Raw genomic sequence first — 17719 nt, forward strand, 5'->3', positions numbered from 1 at the left:
ACCTTGCAAAACGGGAAAAAGTCATGTAAAATAAAAGACAGTATAACGCGAGAGGATGGTACCATGGCCGGTACGGATATTGCGATCGATTTGGGTTCGGCAAATTTCAGATTATATGTAGACGGCAAGGGTGTTGTGGTGGATGAACCGAACGTCATCGCCGTAGATGAAGACTCTAACCGTGTGGTGGCCGTGGGTCGCCGCGCGTATAAAATGCTCGGCAGGACGAGCGATCGCGTGCGCGTGGTCAAGCCCGTGACGGGCGGTGTGATTTCCGATTTGACGCTGATGGACGCGACGCTGCAGCACTACCTGAAAAAGGTGACGAACAGCCGCGTTTTCATGCCGCGCGCCGTTGTGGCGGTACCGAGCGGTATTACGGAAGTGGAGCGCCGTGCGGTGGTGGACGCTGTGGCGGCGAACGGCATTCGCAAGGTGTGCTTGATCGAAGCGCCGGTGGCGGCGGCGATCGGTGCGGGGCTGGATATTTCCCGTCCGCACGGCAGCATGGTTGTCACGCTCGGCGAGGGTGTGAGCGACATCGGCGTGCTTTCGATGAATCGCCTTTCCGTAAGCGGCAGCATTGCCGTGGGCGGCGCGGTGTTCAACGAGGATATTATCAAATACGCGCGCAGAAAGTTTGATCTGATTATCGGCGAGCAGACGGCAGAGGCGGCAAAGTGCGCCGTGGGCTGCGCGTTCCCGCTGAAGGACATTGAAAAATACGAGCTGCGCGGCAGAGACGAGCGCAACGGCCTGCCTGCAAAGGTGGAAGTGACCTCCGACGAGATTGGCGAAGCCATGCTGGAATCCGTTGTGAAGGTTGTGCACAAAATTCAGAGTGTGCTGGAGGAGACGCCGCCGGAGCTGACGGCAGACATCGGCAACGCGGGCATTGTGCTGACAGGCGGCGGCGCGAAGCTGCGTGGGTTGGACACGCTTATCTCGAAGCAGACGAAAATGCGCGTGCGCATTGCGGAAGAGCCGGAGGACTGCGTGATTCTCGGCGCAGGACGCGCAGTGCAGTGGATAGACAGCGTGAAGATGGACGCGGGCAAGGAAAACGGCAATGTGCCGCTGACCGCGTATTATTAAGGAGCGGCGTATGGAAAAACGGGTGCCGAAAGGCCGCAAAATGTGGACGGTGCAGATCGACGAAAACGGCGGTGTGCATATTCCGAAAGAGGCCTTGGCGCTTATCGGGCTGAAGGCCGGGGAAAGCGCCGTGCTGACGGGAGACAAACGCCGCGGGTTGGTGCTTGTGGCCGAAAGCCGCGCGGAATCGGTGCAGGAAGCCTTTTTGAAAAACGAAGAATAAGCTTGGCGCAGAGGAATTCTCTGCGCTTATTTTTTACGGAAATTTGCGTGCCGGTCTTGCGTGCGGCGGGCTGCGTCGCTGCCGTTTCGGGGGAAAGTGAAGCTGCGCAAGAAGAGCGGGCATTGGGGATATAGGTAAAAGCAGAGTAAATGAAGACAAAACCGGGTTATGGAACGCGGCTTTTGTTCTGCGAAAAATGACGGGGTGAAAGTTTCCGAATAAAAAATCAAAATAGGGGTTGACAAATGTATACGAGTTTAGTATACTATGAGCAAGTTAGTTTGTACTAACTTTAAGGATAACACATAGCGGTGAGAATCCGCTTTATTTAAAGCAAAAGAGTTAGCGCAAGCTAACTTAAATCAAATGCAAAGCCCGGTTTTGCGGGCAGCCTGTGAAACGCTTTTGCAGGCAGAAAGGATAGAATATGAGCGTAGTGATCGTTGGCGGCAATGAACGCATGGTATGTCAGTACATGGATATCTGCAAGAACCATGGCTGCAAAGCAAAGGTGTATGTGAAGGAGAACGGCTCCTTGAAAAAGAAGCTCGGCACGCCGGACTACCTTTTGCTTTTCACCAGCACGGTCTCGCACAAAATGATGTTGAGCGCTTCCAAGGAAGCGAAAAGAAATAACATTCCGATCGCGTATGTGCCGAGCAGCAGTGCCTCGGCGCTGCACAGTGTACTGGCAGATTGCTGTGCGGCTGTGCGCGGAGAGTGTGCTTTCAATGCTTGAGAAATACTTGATCGAGCATTGTGCGCCGACGCTGGCGTCGCTTAAAACGGCGAGTTTATTTTCCTACCACGCGGCGCAGGACCCGGAGGACGATGTAAAGCATTTGAATCGCATATTCCGCGATAAAGGTGTAGAGCTGCTGATCTTAAAGCGCGAAGAAAATGCGATGCTCATTTATGTGTGCCGCCGCACGCAGCTTGCAAAAGACCTGGAGCGCCCCGGCGCAAAAGAGCTTTTGGAGCGCTACGGCTACACCGACACGAGCGTGGACGGCGCGATAGAACGGCTGCGCATGCGGCTTGCAAGCGGAGACGGGTTCCCGCATGAGATTGGGCTTTTCCTCGGCTACCCGGTGGAGGATGTGCTTGGGTTCATTGAAAACGCCGGGCAAAACTGCAAGTGCTGCGGATGTTGGAAGGTGTACTGCAACGAATGCGAGGCAGTGCGCACATTTGCGCGGTATAAGAAGTGCCGGGACATCTACAAGCGTTTGTGGCAGGAAGGCAGAAGTGTTTTGCAGCTTACCGTAGCTGCCTGACATATAAAGAAATTTTTGAAAAGAGGTTACAAAAAATGCGTAAAACAGCAGTTGTTTATTGGAGTGGTACAGGCAACACCCAGATGATGGCGGAAAAGGTTGCAGAAGGCGTTCGCGCAGCGGGTGCAGAAGCAGATGTATATAACTGCACAGAGTTCTCCGCAGATCTGATGGATAACTATGAGGCTGTGGCGTTCGGCTGCCCGTCTATGGGCTCCGAGCAGTTGGAGGACACGGAGTTTGAGCCGGTGTTTACCGAGTGCGAAGCAAAGCTTTCCGGCAAGGTGATCGGGCTGTTCGGCTCTTACGGCTGGGGCGACGGCGAATGGATGCGTAACTGGGAAGAGACCTGCCTTGGTGACGGCGCGGTCTTCGCAGGCGACAGCGTCATCTGCAACGAAGCACCGGACGACGAAGCAGACGCAGCGTGCATTGCGCTTGGCAAGAAGCTCGCAGGTGAATAATCTACCGGCAAATTTTAGAGTATAACGTGTAATACCACACATTTGCGCATAACAGGATAGAAAAACCGACGGCATGATGGAACTTGTGCCGTCGGTTTTCTTATACAAAAGGAGTCGCTCTCGGAAACGGGAGCGACTTCTTTGCTGTTTATGATTACATGGACGTCGGAACAGTGATGTTGAACATGGTGAGGACGTTGCGAATGACCGTTGCGGTGGCGCGGCAGAGGGTGAGACGCGCCTGCATGAGGCTTTCTTCCTCGCCCTTTACACGGCAGGCATTGTAGAACTTGTGGAACTTTGTTGCAAGCTCGATAACATAGCGCGTGATGCGTACCGGGTCATAGTCCTTTGCGGCGCCGATGATCTCATCGGTGTAAGACGCGATGTGCTGGATGAGCTCAAGCTCCTCCGGCGCGGTGAGCAGTGCGAGCTCCTCTGCGGTGCAGTCGCGCGGGGTGACGCCCTCGGCTTCCAGTGCGCGCAGGATGCTGCAAATACGCGCGTGGGCGTACTGGACGTAGTACACGGGGTTCTGTGAATCCTGCTGCACGGCGAGGTCAAGGTCGAAGTCGAGCAGGGAGTTCGCTTCACGCATGTTAAAGAGGAATCTTGCGGAATCGACCGGGACTTCATCGAGTAGGTCGCCGAGCTGGATGGCCTTGCCGGTACGCTTGCTCATGCGCACGGGCTGGCCGTCACGCATCAAACGGACGAACTGCATGAGGATGATGTCGAGCTTATCGGCGCTCTGACCGATGGCGTCCATCGCGCCCTTCATGCGGGCGACGTGGCCATGGTGGTCGCTGCCCCAGATGTCGATGAGCAGGTCGAAGCCGCGGTCGAACTTATTCTTGTGGTAGGCGATGTCTGCCGTAAAGTAGGTTGGGTTGCCGTTGGCGCGGACAAGCACTTCGTCCTTTTCGCCGCCGAACTCGGTTGCCTTATACCAGACGGCGCCGTCTTTTTCGTAAGTGAGGCCGCGGTCGCGCAGGTAATCGACGACGGCCATGACTTCGCCGTCCTTGTGCAGGTCGCTTTCGAGGAACCAGCGGTCGTAATGGACGCGGTATTTTTCCATATCGGCCTTCATTTTCGCGATGTTTTTCGGCAGACCGAAGCCGACGAGTGCCTTGCGGCGCTCTTCTTCGGTGACGTGCATCAGCTCGTCGCCGTGCTCTTTGGCGTACTCTTTGGCGAGGTCAAGAATGTCTTCGCCGTGGTAGCTGTCCTCCGGGAGCTCCGGCGGATTTTCCGCGAAGAGCTGCTGGTAGCGAATGGAGAGGGAGAGACCGAATTTATCGAGCTGGTTGCCGGCATCGTTGACGTAAAACTCACGCCAAACGTCGTAGCCTGCGGCATCCAGAACGGAGGCGAGGCAATCGCCGAGCGCGCCGCCGCGGGCGTTGCCCATGTGCATGGGACCCGTGGGGTTGGCGGAAACGAACTCGACCATGACCTTGCGGTGGTTGCCGTAGCCGCTTCTGCCGTATGCGCTGTCTTTTGTGAGCACTTCGGTCAGCACATCGCTGTAAAACGCGGAGCCGAGGAAGAAGTTCATGAAGCCGGGGCCGGCGGTTTCGGCCTTAACGAAGTAGGTGCCGTTGAGGTCGAGATTTTCCATGATAGCCGCGGCAATCTTCGGGGGCGCCATGCGGAATGCACGCGCGGAAGCCATGGCGGCGTTCGTTGCGAAATCACCGTGAGAGCGGTCTGCCGGGCGTTCTACGGTGAAAGCGGGCAGCTCTGCTTCGGGCAGCATGCCCGCAGCCATCGCTTTTTTCATCGCCGCTTCAATGACGGCAGAAACCTGTTCTTTTGCAATGCTTACTGCTTTAGACATAGGGGATGTTCCTTTCGGTTTATTTATTGAATAGATCACGCTTGCGCAGGCGAACGCAGATTTCGTTGCTGGAGGAAAGCTGGGTATCGATGTCGAGCGTATAGCGGATGCACAGCTCACCGCCCGCAGCGGAAAGGTCATGCTTTAACGTCTGTGTATATACGCCGAGGGAGAGCACGCCTGCGCCGGTATCATAAAGGCATTTGTGGCGCTTGCCTTTTTCCAGCACCAGACGGGTGGGCGTGCCGGGGGTCAGCATGGTGACGGTATCCTCATTTTCGATTTTGAGCACTTTGAGCTGACCGTTATACGGCGCTTCATCGGCATATTCCGTGTAGGAGATATACTTTGCGCCGCCGCGCTCGGTGTAATCGCCGAGCGTATCCACCTGAATTTCATCGGTCTGTGCGTCAATCGTTTGGCGGCCGATGATGGTGATTTCGTAATCTTCGCGCATAATCACTCAGTACCTTTCAATATCTATACATTTCACGCAGCTTTCAACGCTTTGCCCGAGGAAGAGCTCGGCGACTTTATAAAAGCTTTCGGTGTCGTCGCTGACAAAATACTGCTGTGTGCCGTCGGTTTTGCCGTCGCACAGCAGACCGTTTTCCTCCAGCACGGTGCGGCAGCTTTTGGCGGCTTCGCGACCGGAACTGATGAGCGTGACGTTTTCGCCCATGACGCGGCGGATGGTCTCGCTGATGATGGGGTAATGCGTGCAGCCCAGAATGAGTGTATCTACGCCGGCTTCACGGATGGGCGTTAAGTAGCGCTCGGCCGTCAGGCGCGGAATGGGGTCATCCGGCGAGACGAACGCGTTTTCTACGAGCGGCACGAATAAGGGGCACGCCTGCTCGAACACTTCGGTTTTCGGCGCGAGACGCTCGATCTCCTTGCGGTAGGAGCCGGAAGCGATGGTGGCGGCGGTGCCGATGATGCCGATCTTGCCGTTTTTCGTTTGCTCCACCGCGGCGCGCGCCGTGGGGCGCAGCACATCAAAATAGGGGACGGGCAGCGCATCGCCGATGTCACGGGCAACAGAGCTGACCGTACCACAGGCGGCCAACACGGCTTTTACGTCGTGTCGGATGAGAAAATTCATATCTTGTTTTGCGTATTTGCGGATGATCTCGCGCCCGCGCGAGCCGTAGGGCACGCGGCCGGTATCGCCGAAGTAGAGGATACTCTCGTTCGGCAGGGTGCGAATCAGCTCCCGCATGGCGGTGAGGCCGCCGAGGCCGGAATCAAATACGCCGATGGGTCTGTTATCCATAAATTGCGCCTCGCGTTAGTCTTCACGCGTGAAAGCGCAGTCGATGAGCTTTTCAAGCAGCTCGCTGTACGGGGTACCGGCGTTTTCCCAGAGCTTCGGGTACATGCTGATGGACGTGAAGCCCGGCAGCGTGTTGATCTCGTTTAAAATGACCTTATGCTCCTTTTCAGTGACGAAGAAATCCACGCGGGAAAGGCCGTCGCAGCCGAGCAGGTTGTAGGCACGAACAGCCGTCTTGCGCACTTCCTCCGCAACGTCTTCGGGCAGACGCGCAGGGATGAAGAGCTGTGCGACGCCGTTCTTATATTTGTCATCGTAATCGTAGAATTCTGCACCCGCACCGATCTCGCCGACCGGGGAAGCGACGCTTTTGCCGCGGTTGCCGAGCACAGCGCACTCGACCTCCTGCCCGACGATGCCCTCTTCAACGACAACCTTCGTATCGTTTTCGGCGGCAAGGCGGATGGCGGCATCGAGCTTTTCGGGATCCGTTACCTTGCTGACACCGACGGAGGAGCCTGCGTTTGCCGGCTTTACGAACACCGGGAAATTGAGGCGTGCGGCGATTTTGTTGCGGATCTTCTCGCCGTCTGCGAAATAGCGGTCGGCGTAGAACCACAGGTAGTGCGCCTGCTCGATGTTCGCGGCGGAAAGCAGCGTGTGGGTGACGGCTTTATCCATGCACACAGCGGAAGCCAGTGTGCCGCAGCCGACATACGGGATGCCGCTGAGCTTAAAGAGACCCTGAATGGTGCCGTCTTCGCCGTTTTTGCCATGCAGCACGGGGAAGAGGACATCGACCTTCAAAACGGTATAGCTGCCGTCTACGTTCAGAACGACAAGGCCGTTCGTCGCTTTATCGGGAGAGATGAACGCGGGACGCGCGGTTTCGCTGTTCATCCACGTGTTGTTTTCAATGTTTTCCACAGCACCCGAATAGAGCAGCCAGCGACCGTCCTTTGTGATGCCGAGGGTGAGAATGTCAAATTTCTCTGTATCGAGATTTCGGATGATCGAAGCGGAGGACATCAGCGAAACTTCATATTCCGAAGACGCGCCGCCGAAGATCACGCAAACTGTTTTTTTCATGATAAAGGGCTCCTTCCCGCGCAGAAAATCACTGCGCAAACACTTTTTTGAGTGTTCAAAAAGAATTTTCAAAAGAATAAAAGAACAATATACCAGTAGTTTTACTCTTTTGCCGTATAAAATATGCGAATACACGAAACGGATCGCACACACGCGTCGCCGCTCGGGCGATATCGGTTTAGTATACCATATCTTCCGTGTTTTTTCAAGCACTGTGCGGGTTTTCGGGGCAGGATATAAAAGAAAAGCAGCCCGCGGCGCTGCAAACACAGAGCCATGGACTGCGAAACGGTAAAATTATGCTGTTTTAGAAAAGCGAGTTAGTCCCACATCTTGAGGTATTCGCCGGTGTTGCCTTCAAGGCGAGCCTGCTCGAGCGTGACTTCGATGCTCGGTGCGCCGAGGGTGATGCGTCTGTTCTTATCATTATAGCACCAATGCACAGCGTTCTGGATGATGCGGCGGACGTACGGATTGTAGAAGGAACCGTTCGTCTCGTGGCCCGGCTGGAAATAGAAGATCTTGCCGTAGCCGCGGGTGAAGGTGCAGCCGCTGCGGAAGACTTCGCCGATGTCATACCAGCCCTCGAAAATAACGTCGTCCGGGGTGGCAATATCAAAGTATTCGCCGTAGCACTCTTCAATGCCGAGCTCGAAATGCTCCGGAATACCGTCTGCGATGGGGTGGGTCGGCTTTACGTTGAAAAGACGCTCGTAGGTGCCGTCACGCCATTTCAGAGAACATGTGGTGCCGTTTAATTTGCGGAAAATTTTGGAATAGTGGCCGGAATGAAGCACAATGAGCCCCATGCCGTTCATGATGCGCTTGTAGACCTTTTCAACGACCTCGTCGGCGACAAACTGATGGCCCATGTGGCCCCACCAGATCATAACGTCGGTATTTTCCAGCACTTCGTCGGTCAGGCCGTTTTCCGGCTGTTTCATCTGTGCAGTGCGCACCTCAACTTCGTCGCCCAGTTCGCGGACGATGTCTGCAATGGTTTCGTGCAGACCGTTCGGATGCTGCTTGATGGCCTCCTCGCTGCAATGCTCAAAGGTTGGGTCATCGTGAAGATATTCGTTCCAGACAGTGACTCGAATCATGTAAAATAACTCCTTTAGGTAGTGTTTTGGTAATTTAAGACAATTATAGCGCCCATTTTAATAAAATGCAAGTACAAAATGCGCATTTGCGGGGATTTTGTTTAAAAAAACGCACAGAAATAACCGTATGAAATACCAATTTTTGACAGTACATACAATGTGCAAATGTGGCTTTTGCATAAAACTCGACTTTGCGGGCAGGCTAAAGAAGTCGCCAAAGTGCGGCACGAACTTAGAAATTCAAAAGGAAAGGATCTGGACCGATATGAATAAGTTGAAATGCAGCGTGACGACCTGCCGACACAACGCAAACGACCTGTGCGAGCTGCGCAAAATTCAAGTGGACGGCCCCGCCGCGCTGGAAAGCCGCGAGACCTGCTGCGGCTCTTATGCAGAGCGCACGTCTTCCTCCGAAAACTCCTGCGGATGCTCGTCTTCACCGAGCGCCACAGCTGATGTGCATTGCAGCGCCGAGCACTGCACGTATAACGATAACCACAAGTGCAGTGCGGACTGCGTCTGTGTGGGCTGCTGTTGCGCAGACCCGGAGGTCGTCAGCGAGACGGAATGCTGCACGTTTGAGCGCAGAGCGTAACCGTTTCTAAATCTTCACGTGTTTCCCATAGGGCGGTGCGGTTTTGGCTGTGCCGCCCTTTTCTGTTGCTTTTTACCATGTTTTTCGATATACTGTTTTTATAAACCGGCAGAGAGGGGGAGCACGGTGATTGACACGGAACGGTTTTTACAGGCGAGAAAAGAGGCGCTGGGGCGCGTTGGCGGCGCAGGCGGCATCGGTACGCTTTCGGAAAAAGCTTTGCACGCGGCGCTGAAAAGCTACTATGAGCCCGATTCTGAGAGCCGCGAAGTGAAGGTGGGCGGCTTTGTGGCAGACATTGTCGGCGAAAACGGCATCATCGAAATTCAAACGCGTGGGTTTGACCGGCTGCGTCGTAAGCTCGGCGCGTTTCTGGAAGCGGCGCGCGTGACAGTGGTATACCCTGTGGCGCCAAAGCGCGGGTTGTGCTGGGTGGACCCCGAAACGGGTGAGATCTTTGAAAAGCGAAAATCACCGAAAAAGGGCGCAGCATATGATGTTTTCCCGGAGCTGTATAAGATCAAAAATCAGCTTATGCACCCGAATTTCCGGCTGTGCATCCCGCTTTTGGAGGTGACGGACTACAAGTATCTCGACGGTTACGGTAAGCAAAAGAAGCTGCGCGCGACGTGTGGGGAGCGTATCCCGGAAGCACTGCTCGGTGAAGTGATCTGCGAAAGCCGTTGGGATTATTTGAATTTGCTGCCCGAAGACCTGCCGGAGCCGTTTACGACGAAAACGCTTGCAAAAGCGATGCGACGCTCGCAGACGCAGGCGCAGTGTGCGGCGAATGTGCTGTATTCCATGGGTGTTTTGGAGCGTGTGGGTAAGGAAAAAAACGCATATTTGTACGTGAAAAAACAGGAAGAATAAAAGCGTATCGCTTGCGGCTTTTGAAGCTCGGAGCGATACGCTTTTTTGCGGGTGCTATTTTTCTGAAGACGGCGTTTTGCCGCCTTGGGCGTTGTCCTAAGAACCCGCAAGTTTTCTCGAAGAAAACTTGACGAAAGACTTTTAGCCATGGTTGCCGGAAGTTTAGGCGTTTAATTTACGGAAGTTCATTTTCAGCGTTCTTGTACTGCGCAGGTGAGGAACATTGGCGTCGGGGCGATGCATGTATACGCTTTGTATCAGGCCGAAGCCGAGGTACAGACACACGGCACTGCTGCCGCCGGCGGAGAAGAACGGCAATGTGACGCCCATGACGGGCAGAAGCGCCAGGCACATGCCGATATTCGAGACGGACTGTAAAGCGATGAGCCCGAAAAAGCCGAAGCACATGCAGCGCCCGAGGTCGTCCCTCGCCTTTGACGCGATATACAGCACGCGCAGGAGATACAATAACAATAATACGATGATGGCGGTGCAGCCGATGAAGCCGAGCTCCTCGCCGGCAACGGAGAAGATGAAATCACTGTGCTGGAACGTGACGAGGTTTGTTTCGACACGCGGACCGTTAAACAGCCCTTTGCCGGTCAGCTGGCCGCTGCCGATGGAGATACGCCCCTGCACCTGCTGGTAGCCTTCATTGAGCCGAATAGATGGGTCGTCCAGATTATAGACAGATGTGAAGCGCTTGATTTGATATTCGCTGAGAACAAATTTCCACAGCACGGGCACGGACACGGCGACAAGCGCGCCGAGCAAAATGAAATAGCGCAGCTGCACACCGCCGCCGAGGCTCATGCACAGGAACATGAAGAAAAAAACGATCGCGGCGCCGTCATCACCTTGAAAATGGCAGAGCAGAACGGGCACCGCCGCGTGGAGCGCGAGCAGAACGACGTGCAGAGGGTGATTGATTTTATTTTGCACGCGCAAAACGGAGATGTGCTTTGCATACGTCAGCATAAAGCAGATTTTCACAAGTTCGCTCGTCTGGAACGTGCGGCCCGCAAGGCTGATCCACGCGCGCGCGTTGACGCCCTCGCTGCCCTGCACGCTGATGCCGAAAAACATGGTGTAGAGCATGATAAAAACGGAAAAACCCGCGATGAGATACCAGAACGACGCAATGCTTTCGTAATCGATGAAGGAGAGCACGAGCGCCGCGAGAAGGCCTGCAACGGTCACGACGAGCTGCGTTTTGAAATAATCCGTGTTCATCGCGCGGGAAACGCTTTTCAGAAGAATAAGGCTGAACGTGGATATTGTGAGCATCAAAAGCCAAAGAAGCTTGTCCGTACGGCGGAAAAAGGACGAAACAGCAAGGAAAATGCGGCTGTCTTTCGTAAGATCACCTGCTTTCAAAAAAATCAGAAGAAACCAAAGTAAAACAAAGCGTAAAAGTCTTTGTAAGATTTTAGGAATAAAAAGCGAAATTTCAACAAAATTTCTATTTTAGTATATCACACAGAAAAGGAAGGGGCAATATCCAGATTTTTTTCCGTTAAAAAAGCGCGTTCCTCTTTACGGAAACGCCTTTTTGCGCTATAATCTATAAGGTATAACGATGTCCGCATGCTGCGGCGTGCGGCAAAACGGAAAAGAACGGAAATGAAAGGTTGGTTGCAATGCTTACCGATATTGAAATTGCGCAGCAGACAAAATTAAGACCGATTGCGGAGATCGCGGAAGAACTGCACGTGTGTCCCGAAGAGCTGGAGCCCTACGGACGCTTTAAAGCAAAGCTGAATGATGACCTGTTCAAAAGACTTGAAAACGAGCCGGACGGCAAGCTGATCCTTGTCACGGCCATCAACCCGACGCCGGCGGGCGAGGGTAAGACCACCACCTCGGCTGGCCTCGGTCAGGCTATGGCGAAGATCGGCAAAAAAGCCGTCATCGCGCTGCGTGAACCGTCTCTGGGTCCGGTGTTCGGCATTAAGGGCGGCGCTGCGGGCGGCGGCTACGCACAGGTGTTGCCGATGGAGGACATCAACCTGCACTTTACGGGTGACATGCACGCCATCACTTCGGCAAATAACCTGCTGTGTGCCATGCTCGATAACCACATGCAGCAGGGCAACGTGCTGGGCATCGACCAGCGCCGTGTGCTCATCAAGCGCTGCGTCGATATGAACGACCGCGCGCTGCGCAGCATTGTCATCGGCCTTGGCAGTAAGGTGAACGGCATCCCGCGCGAGGACGGCTTTATCATCACCGTCGCAAGCGAGGTCATGGCGATTTTGTGTCTTGCAAAGGATTTGAAAGACCTGAAAGAGCGCCTCGGCAAAATCCTCATTGCATATACGTATGACGGCAAGCCGGTCTATGCGAAGGACATCAAGGCGGATGGCGCTATGACGGCTTTGCTCAAAGATGCCATCAACCCGAACCTTGTGCAGACGATTGAAGGCACACCGGCCATCATGCACGGCGGTCCGTTTGCAAACATTGCGCACGGCTGCAACTCCGTGCGCGCAACGCGCTTGGCGCTGAAGCTCGGCGATTACTGCATTACGGAAGCAGGCTTCGGCTCCGACCTCGGTGCGGAGAAGTTCCTCGACATCAAGTGCCGTTTGGCGGGCCTCAAGCCGAACTGCATCGTCGTTGTCGCGACGGTTCGTGCGCTGAAGTACAATGGCGGCGTGCCGAAGGCAGAGCTTGCAAAGGAGAATGTTCCGGCGCTCGAAAAGGGCATTGAGAACCTGCGCGCACACGTGGAGAACATGCACAAATATAACGTGCCGGTCGTCGTTGCCATCAATCGCTTCGGCACCGATACGGACGCGGAGCTGAAAGTCATCGACGATTGCTGCAAGTCCCTCGGTGTAGAGTATGCACTCTCCGAAGTGTTCGCAAAGGGCGGCGAAGGCGGCGTGGAGCTTGCTAAGACCGTCTGCAAGGTCATCGACGAGAATCCTGAAAGCCACTTTGCGCCGATCTATGACCTTGATCTCACAGTGGAGGAGAAGATCCGCACGATCGCGCAGAAAATCTACGGCGCGGATGACGTGACGTTCACGAACCAGGCGATGAAGTCCCTGAAGGACATCAAGGCGCTCGGCGGCGACGCGCTGCCGGTGTGCATCGCAAAGACGCAGTATTCGCTTTCTGACGACCCGACGCTGCTCGGCCGTCCGACCGGCTTCAACATTACGATCCGTGACTTGCGCCTCTCGAACGGCGCGGGCTTCGTGGTTGCGTATGCGGGCGACGTCATGACGATGCCCGGTCTGCCGAAGGTGCCGTCTGCCGAAAAGATCGACGTCGACGGTAACGGCGTGATCCACGGCCTGTTCTGATGCAACGGTTTGTTTCTCACTCGGTGCAGGACACCGAAAAAATCGCGGCGAAGCTGGCGGAAAAGCTCAAGGGCGGCGAGGTCATCGCGTTCACGGGACCGATGGGCATGGGCAAGACGGCGTTTACGCGCGGACTTGTGCTGGCGCTTGGCGGCGGGGACGTGGTCTCCAGTCCGACGTTTGCGCTTGTGAACGAATACGATGCGCGGCTGACGGTGCAGCACTTTGACATGTACCGCGTTTCCGGTTGGGACGATCTCTACTCCACGGGCTTTTTCGATTACCTCGATACGGACAACGTGCTCGTCATTGAGTGGAGCGAAAACATTGACGGCGCTTTGCCGGAAAACACGATTTATGTCCATATGGAAAAGGGCGAGACGGAAACGGAGCGCATCGTTACCATTGAGGGCATAGACCTGTGATAAGTTTCTGATAGAAAGGACGGCTTTTGCGCGGCAAAAAATCGCGTGAAAGCGACAAATATGCTGATTTTAGCACTCGATTCCTCTGCGGCACCGGCCTCGGCCGCGCTTTTGGAGGACGGAAAAATACTCTCTGAATTTTATATCAACACAAAGCAGACGCACAGCCAGACGCTGATGCCGATGGTGGAATCTGTTTTGAAGCTTACGAATAAAACGCTTGACGATGTGACCTGCATGGCGGTTTCCGCCGGGCCGGGTTCGTTCACGGGTGTGCGCATCGGCGTCTCCTGCGTGAAGGGACTTTCTATGACGCGGAACATCCCGTGCGCGGGCGTTTCCACGCTGCGCGCCATGGCGGAGAACGCACGGCAGCTGACGGGTATTGTCTGTGCTGTGATGGACGCACGCTGCGGGCAGGTGTATAATGCGCTGTTCCGTGCGGAGGACGGTAAGCTCACACGTCTTTGTGATGACCGCGCACTGCCCATTGCAGAGCTTTTGGAAGAATGCAAAACGTTTACGGAGAAGATTTATCTTGTCGGCGATGGCGCGGAGCTTTGCTATAAGACGTTTGCGGCTATCCGTGCGGAGCTTTTGCAGCCGCAGCTTCGCTTTCAGCGTGCCTCCGGCGTTGCCATGGCGGCGCAGGAGATGGTTGAAAACGGACAGACGGTCACGCCGGACGCTTTGATGCCAATCTACCTGCGTCTGCCGCAGGCGGAGCGCGAACTGAAAGCCAAAAACGCACAAAAAAACAATAAGTAATCCATATACGAAGGAGAATACAGCATGAAGATCGCAGTTGGTTCGGATCACGGCGGATTCGCTCTGAAAGAAGCCGTCAAGAAGCATTTGGAAGCAAAAGGCATCGAAGTCGAAGACTTCGGCTGCTATTCCACGGACAGCGTGGACTATGCGGTGTACGGCGCAAAGGTCGCGCACTGTGTGGCAGACGGCAAGGCTGATTACGGCGTACTTGTTTGCTCCACGGGCATCGGTATTTCCATGGCCGCAAACAAAGTGAAGGGTATCCGCGCGGCACTGTGCAGCGATACCCACGCAGCGGAAATGACCCGCCGCCACAACAATGCAAACATTCTGTGTCTCGGCGGCCTTGTCACCGAGGAGAAGACCGCGCTGGAAATCGTGGACACGTTCCTCAAATTTGACTTTGAGGGCGGTCGCCACCAGCGCCGTATCGACCAGATCGCAGATATTGAAAACGGACGCCTGTAAGGCAGAAATCGGAGAAATCAATATGGAAAACAACGAACAGATTTTTATCATGAACCACCCGCTCATTCAGCACAAGCTCTCTTTCCTGCGCGATAAAAACACCGGCACAAAGGAATTTCGCGAGCTTGTCAGCGAGATCGCGACGCTGATGTGCTACGAAGCTACCCGTGACCTGCCGCTGATGGACGTGCAGACGGAGACCCCGATGTGCACCGCAACGACGAAGGTCATCGCCGGCAGAAAGCTGGCGTTCGTGCCGATCCTGCGCGCCGGTCTCGGCATGGTAGACGGCATGCTGCAGCTCGTTCCGAGCGCAAAGGTCGGCCATATCGGTCTTTACCGTGACCACGATACCTTGCAGCCGGTCGAATACTACAACAAGCTGCCGTCCGACATTGAAGAGCGTGATGTCATCGTGCTTGACCCGATGCTCGCGACCGGCGGTTCCGCAATGGACGCGATCACCATTGTAAAGCGCAGCCGCCCGCGCAGTATCAAGTTCCTGTGCATCATTGCAGCACCGGAGGGCCTCAAGGCACTGAGCGAAGCGCACCCGGACGTGCATATTTACTGCGCAGCCGTTGATGAGAAGCTCAACGAACACGGTTACATTCTGCCGGGCCTCGGCGACGCAGGCGACCGTATCTTCGGCACGATGTAAGCTTTCGGAAAAGTTAATTTTATAAGCAAACGCTCATGGAGTGAAAATGAAGAAGGAGCCGTACCCGAAAGCGGGCGCGGCTCCTTCGATTTTTATGTTTTGCGTTTTGCGGGGGGGGATTACAGCAGACGCGTGTCGTTGATGATAAGCTCGAATGTGAGCCCCAAAAGATCGGCGGCTTTTCTGCACAGCACCATACGGTCGAGGAAAATCTCGAAATACTCCATGACGGGGCAGATGTCCGTATCAATTGTGATGTTGAAAAGGCAAAGCTTCTGCTCTTTGTCAATTTTCAGCGAGGCGTTCACGACGGCGTAATTCACGCGGTCATGAATATCCGTTGCGATAATCGCGTTTTTGCGCACGCGGGAACGACGCACGTCGCTTTTATCGGAGAGGATCAGCGCGGCAGAGACGGCGTTTACCGGGAAAGCGGTTTTTTCATCGTGGTGACCGATAGCCGAGCAGATGATAGCGATTTCTTCCGGCGGCATGTTCATGCGCGTTAAAAGCGTGAACGCCATAATGGCGCCGCTGTGCGCGTGGTCGACGCGGTTTACCGTGTTGCCGATATCGTGCAGATAACCGGCGATGGCGGCAAGCTCACAGGTGCGCTTATCGTAATCAAGCGCTTCCAGAATGTTCCGCGCGTAGTTGCTGCATCGCTTGGCGTGCGGGCGGCCGTGCTCTGTGAAGCCCAGTGCGCCAAGGCAGCTGTTGCCCGCCTCCACGTAGGCCTTCACTTCGGGGTTTTTTAAAATGTCCTCCGGCATGATATGTGTATATTCCATAATGGTGCGCTCCTGAATTCAAAATCAGTCCGCTGTAAACATGCGGTACATGGCTTCAAGGCAGATTTGTGCGTGCAGCTTGAACTGCTCCACATGGATGCACTCATTTGCCTGGTGCGCGTTCGATTCCTCTTCGTCGAACGATGCGCCGAACGCAACGCCTGCGCCGCCCATCTGGCGGGCATACGTGCCGCCGCCCATGGAGAAGACGTCGCACTTTTTGCCGGTGACGTCCTCATAAGCGCCGGAAAGCAGGCTGACGAGCGGGCCGTCCTTCGGCAGGTACAGCGGCGGCTCATCGGAAATGAGCGTGTAGGTGAGGCCTGTGCCCTCCACGGACTTTGCAAGGATCTTGTCGATCTCTGCGCCGGACTTTGTTGCCGGGTAGCGAATGTCGATATCGAAGCGGCCCTCGCCGTTTTCGATGTTCACGAGGCCGAGGTTGAAGGTCAGCGCACCGCTCGGCTCATCGGACATCTTAACGCCGATGTTGGAGCCGTCATATGCAAATCCGACTTTCTCATCCATGAACGTGAGGAATTCACCGCAGTCTGCGCCGAAAACGTTCACGAGCAGGTGTGCAAGGTGCGCGGCGGCGTTGATGCCGATCTCCGGGGTAGAAGCGTGCGCAGCCTTGCCGTTTGCGACGATGTGTGCGCCGCTTTCGGTGCGTGTGATGTCGAACTTCACTTCTGCAGCGTTTGCGGTTGCGACAAGCTTTGCAAATTCGTCGTCATCACAGAGCACGTCGGCTTCTGCCTTATACGGCACGGCGTTGACAACAGTACCGGCCTTGAAGGAAACGATCTTCTTGCCGACCTTGCCGGTTACGGCAAAGCGGAACAGGCCTTTTTCGCAGTGGCACACGCCGTAGCAGGCGTCCGGGGTGAAGCCCATGGTGGGCATCTGCTCTTTGGAGAAGTAGTGGCCCATATCCTGCATGCCGATCTCCTCTGCGGAGCCGAGCACGACGCGCAGCTTGCGTTTGCCGACGACGCCCGCTTCCTTCAGCGCGCGCAGGCAGTGCAGCGCAACAATTGCCGGACCCTTGTTATCGGAAACGCCGCGGCCGAACGCCTTGCCGTCGCGGATGACCATGGTGTACGGGTCGCTGTCCCAGCCTTCGCCGGCCGGCACGACGTCAAGGTGCGCCATAACAACGGCGTTTTCTTCGCCCTCGCCGAGCTCTGCGTGCATTGCATAATAGTCGCTGTTCTTCGTCTTAATGCCGTATCGTTCCGCAATTTCTATCGCCTTATCCACAGCGGTTGCTGCGTCCTTGCCGAACGGATACGGGCCGTCCTGCGGCTGTGCGACTGAGGGAATGGCGATGATATCGCCAAGGTCTTTCATTATATCGTCCCAGTAATCGAGAATTTTTTCACCGAACATGATACATTTCATCCTTTCCAAATGAATATACCTCTATCATAATCCATATTTGTGTTAAA

Annotated in this window: 20 protein-coding genes; 12 read left to right on the forward strand and 8 right to left on the reverse strand. The window is 55.1% G+C overall.

The genetic code is table 11. The features are described from left to right. Nucleotides 1–63: 63 nt before the first annotated feature. The 5 genes from R2K26_RS03300 (at nt 64) to R2K26_RS03320 (ending at nt 3059) form a co-directional block, all read left to right on the forward strand. Entirely contained in the window at nt 64–1095 is a 1032-nt protein-coding gene (locus R2K26_RS03300) for a rod shape-determining protein (RefSeq protein WP_308448147.1), read from the forward strand. 10 nt (nt 1096–1105) lie between these two features. After that, the gene (locus R2K26_RS03305; protein WP_316518759.1) at nt 1106–1318 is read left to right on the forward strand and encodes a hypothetical protein; all 213 of its coding nucleotides are present in this window, start codon (nt 1106–1108) and stop codon (nt 1316–1318) included. A 427-nt stretch (nt 1319–1745) separates the two neighbouring features. After that, the gene (locus R2K26_RS03310; RefSeq protein WP_316518760.1) at nt 1746–2057 is read left to right on the forward strand and encodes a DUF2325 domain-containing protein; all 312 of its coding nucleotides are present in this window, start codon (nt 1746–1748) and stop codon (nt 2055–2057) included. Next, a complete protein-coding gene (locus R2K26_RS03315) occupies nt 2050–2595 on the forward strand; it encodes a DUF3793 family protein (RefSeq protein WP_308448150.1) in 546 nt (181 codons plus the stop codon). Before R2K26_RS03310 ends, R2K26_RS03315 begins: the two co-directional genes overlap by 8 nt. A gap of 35 nt (nt 2596–2630) precedes the next feature. Beyond that, entirely contained in the window at nt 2631–3059 is a 429-nt protein-coding gene (locus tag R2K26_RS03320; RefSeq protein WP_176821241.1) for a flavodoxin, read from the forward strand. Between the two features lie 154 nt (nt 3060–3213). Here the strand turns inward: R2K26_RS03320 and argS are convergent, their stop codons facing one another. From argS to R2K26_RS03345, 5 genes are all read right to left on the reverse strand, one after another. Next, nucleotides 3214–4902 carry an arginine--tRNA ligase gene (argS, locus tag R2K26_RS03325; protein ID WP_316518761.1) on the reverse strand — a complete coding sequence of 563 codons (1689 nt, stop codon included), beginning with the start codon at nt 4900–4902 and terminating at the stop codon, nt 3214–3216. Nucleotides 4903–4921: 19 nt separating this feature from the next. After that, nucleotides 4922–5359, reverse strand: coding sequence for a DUF1934 domain-containing protein (locus R2K26_RS03330; RefSeq protein ID WP_176821243.1), 438 nt, complete (start codon nt 5357–5359; stop codon nt 4922–4924). Nucleotides 5360–5365: 6 nt separating this feature from the next. After that, entirely contained in the window at nt 5366–6178 is an 813-nt protein-coding gene (gene murI / locus R2K26_RS03335) for a glutamate racemase (RefSeq protein ID WP_316518762.1), read from the reverse strand. A gap of 15 nt (nt 6179–6193) precedes the next feature. Next, a complete protein-coding gene (locus R2K26_RS03340; RefSeq protein ID WP_316518764.1) occupies nt 6194–7267 on the reverse strand; it encodes a D-alanine--D-alanine ligase family protein in 1074 nt (357 codons plus the stop codon). Nucleotides 7268–7587: 320 nt separating this feature from the next. Beyond that, nucleotides 7588–8370 carry a ThuA domain-containing protein gene (locus R2K26_RS03345; RefSeq protein ID WP_316518766.1) on the reverse strand — a complete coding sequence of 261 codons (783 nt, stop codon included), beginning with the start codon at nt 8368–8370 and terminating at the stop codon, nt 7588–7590. Between the two features lie 265 nt (nt 8371–8635). On the opposite strand from R2K26_RS03345, the gene R2K26_RS03350 reads away from it, so the two are divergent. Together R2K26_RS03350 and R2K26_RS03355 are read left to right on the forward strand one after the other, a co-directional pair. Beyond that, complete coding sequence (locus R2K26_RS03350; RefSeq protein WP_316518767.1) at nt 8636–8965, forward strand: DUF1540 domain-containing protein; 330 nt, start codon at nt 8636–8638, stop codon at nt 8963–8965. 126 nt (nt 8966–9091) lie between these two features. Further along, nucleotides 9092–9838 carry a hypothetical protein gene (locus R2K26_RS03355; RefSeq protein ID WP_316518769.1) on the forward strand — a complete coding sequence of 249 codons (747 nt, stop codon included), beginning with the start codon at nt 9092–9094 and terminating at the stop codon, nt 9836–9838. A 162-nt stretch (nt 9839–10000) separates the two neighbouring features. Here R2K26_RS03355 and R2K26_RS03360 read toward each other — a convergent pair whose 3' ends face one another. Continuing rightward, nucleotides 10001–11128 carry an FtsW/RodA/SpoVE family cell cycle protein gene (locus tag R2K26_RS03360; protein WP_316518770.1) on the reverse strand — a complete coding sequence of 376 codons (1128 nt, stop codon included), beginning with the start codon at nt 11126–11128 and terminating at the stop codon, nt 10001–10003. A gap of 350 nt (nt 11129–11478) precedes the next feature. Here R2K26_RS03360 and R2K26_RS03365 point away from each other — a divergent pair, with 350 nt between their 5' ends. From R2K26_RS03365 to upp, 5 genes are read left to right on the forward strand one after another with little or no spacing between them, the layout of a single operon-like run. Then, a complete protein-coding gene (locus R2K26_RS03365; protein ID WP_316518771.1) occupies nt 11479–13152 on the forward strand; it encodes a formate--tetrahydrofolate ligase in 1674 nt (557 codons plus the stop codon). Continuing rightward, entirely contained in the window at nt 13152–13577 is a 426-nt protein-coding gene (tsaE, locus tag R2K26_RS03370; RefSeq protein WP_308448159.1) for a tRNA (adenosine(37)-N6)-threonylcarbamoyltransferase complex ATPase subunit type 1 TsaE, read from the forward strand. Before R2K26_RS03365 ends, tsaE begins: the two co-directional genes overlap by 1 nt. Before the next feature lie 60 nt (nt 13578–13637). Then, complete coding sequence (gene tsaB / locus R2K26_RS03375) at nt 13638–14345, forward strand: tRNA (adenosine(37)-N6)-threonylcarbamoyltransferase complex dimerization subunit type 1 TsaB (RefSeq protein ID WP_316518772.1); 708 nt, start codon at nt 13638–13640, stop codon at nt 14343–14345. Between the two features lie 24 nt (nt 14346–14369). After that, the gene (gene rpiB, locus R2K26_RS03380) at nt 14370–14816 is read left to right on the forward strand and encodes a ribose 5-phosphate isomerase B (RefSeq protein WP_316518773.1); all 447 of its coding nucleotides are present in this window, start codon (nt 14370–14372) and stop codon (nt 14814–14816) included. Nucleotides 14817–14838: 22 nt separating this feature from the next. After that, nucleotides 14839–15477, forward strand: coding sequence for a uracil phosphoribosyltransferase (upp, locus tag R2K26_RS03385; RefSeq protein ID WP_308448162.1), 639 nt, complete (start codon nt 14839–14841; stop codon nt 15475–15477). 119 nt (nt 15478–15596) lie between these two features. Here upp and R2K26_RS03390 read toward each other — a convergent pair whose 3' ends face one another. Together R2K26_RS03390 and R2K26_RS03395 are read right to left on the reverse strand one after the other, a co-directional pair. Continuing rightward, nucleotides 15597–16268, reverse strand: a complete 672-nt coding sequence (locus R2K26_RS03390) for an HD domain-containing protein (RefSeq protein WP_316518774.1) — start codon at nt 16266–16268, stop codon at nt 15597–15599. Nucleotides 16269–16292: 24 nt separating this feature from the next. After that, the gene (locus tag R2K26_RS03395; protein ID WP_316518775.1) at nt 16293–17660 is read right to left on the reverse strand and encodes a Sapep family Mn(2+)-dependent dipeptidase; all 1368 of its coding nucleotides are present in this window, start codon (nt 17658–17660) and stop codon (nt 16293–16295) included. Nucleotides 17661–17719 lie beyond the last annotated feature (59 nt).

The sequence above is a fragment of the Neglectibacter sp. CSJ-5 genome (genome assembly GCF_032490475.1).
GTDB lineage: Bacteria > Bacillota > Clostridia > Oscillospirales > Acutalibacteraceae > Hominenteromicrobium > Hominenteromicrobium mulieris.